The sequence below is a fragment of the Pandoraea cepalis genome (assembly GCF_902459625.1).
GTDB lineage: Bacteria > Pseudomonadota > Gammaproteobacteria > Burkholderiales > Burkholderiaceae > Pandoraea > Pandoraea cepalis.
In genome coordinates this window covers 1-1,357 of record NZ_CABPRY010000028.1, presented here as the reverse complement: position 1 = coordinate 1,357, position 1,357 = coordinate 1, and the positions used below count along the sequence as shown (strand labels likewise).

General features: G+C 62.9%; 1 protein-coding gene. It reads left to right on the top strand.

Annotated elements, in window-relative coordinates:
* Positions 1–190 precede the first annotated feature (190 nt).
* Positions 191–1,201 carry a serine/threonine protein kinase gene (locus tag PCE31107_RS23240; RefSeq protein WP_130026711.1) on the top strand — a complete coding sequence of 337 codons (1,011 nt, stop codon included), beginning with the start codon at positions 191–193 and terminating at the stop codon, positions 1,199–1,201.
* The last annotated feature ends 156 nt before the right edge of the window (positions 1,202–1,357 follow it).

The following is a 1,357-nucleotide window of genomic DNA, read 5'->3' as shown; positions in this document are numbered from 1 at the left end:
TCGCCGTCGTTGCGAGAGACGGAATATTAGACACCTTCGACGAACCGCGCAAGCCCTTTGTGAAACTTTTTTGAACGCGAGGCAATTTTCTGCGTTTTCGCGTTCCTGCCCCACCGCGTCCTATCTGTATCCAGACGCTATAGAGAAGAGTACCGGCGCCCGCCGCACCGCCTTTGGCACAATAGCGCCCATGAACACTGATCTTTCCCAGGACGCCTCCGGGCCCGCGCATCCATTCTCCACCCTCCTGCCCGACACCGTCATTGCCGCCGTCGAGCAGCTTGGCTATTTCAGCGACGGGCGCCTGCTCGCCCTCAACAGTTACGAGAACCGCGTCTATCAGGTAGGGATGGAAGACGGCCCTCCGCTCATCGCGAAGTTCTATCGCCCCCAGCGATGGACCGACGACGCCATCCTTGAGGAGCACGCCTTCACACAAGCGCTCGCCCATCAGGAAATTCCGGTCGTTGCCCCGCTCGAGACGCAAGGCACGACCCTGCACCATTTCAACGGTTTCCGCTTCGCCCTCTTCCCCCGACGCGGCGGCCGAGCCCCCGAACTGCAGGATCCCGACACGCTCAATTGGCTCGGTCGCTTTCTCGGCCGTATTCACGCAGTCGGCGCCATCCAGCCGTTCCGGCACCGTATCACCCTGGACATCGACACGTACGGACGCACTCCGGTCGACTATCTGTGGGCGAGCGACTTCATTCCGAACGACCTGCGCGACGCCTGGCGCAGCATTGTCGACCTGGCGCTCGCCGGTGTCGCGCGCGCTTACGAGCGGGCTGGAGATGTGAAACTGCTGCGCGTACACGGCGACTGCCACGGCGGCAACGTCTTGTGGACCGATGCCGGCCCGCACTTCGTCGATTTCGACGATACGTGCATGGCGCCGGCGATGCAGGATCTGTGGATGCTGCTTTCGGGCACGCGCGAAGAGATGACGGTCCAGCTCGATGAAGTCCTCTCCGGCTACGAGGACTTTGCCGACTTCAGCCCGCGCGAGCTGCATCTGACAGAAGCCTTGCGAACGCTGCGCCTGCTGCACTATAGCGCCTGGCTGGCCCGGCGCTGGGACGATCCGGCGTTCCCCGCCGCCTTTCCGTGGTTCAACACACAGCGCTACTGGCAGGACCGCATCCTGGAGCTTCGCGAACAGGTTGCCCTCATGGACGAGCCGCCGTTGTCCTGGCGCTGACCGACATCCGCGCGGGCCTGTCAGCCGATTTGGTCGATTTGGTCGATTTGGTCGATTTGGTCGATTTGGTCGAGTTGGCCGAGTTGGCCGAGTTGGCCGAGTTGGCCGAGTTGGCCGAGTTGGCCGAGTTGGCCGAGTTGGCCGAGTTGGCCGAGT

Excerpts from the sequence above, each read along its gene's own strand:
- PCE31107_RS23240 (WP_130026711.1), top strand. The coding sequence starts at position 191 with ATGAACACTGATCTTTCCCAGGACGCCTCCGGGCCCGCGCATCCATTC.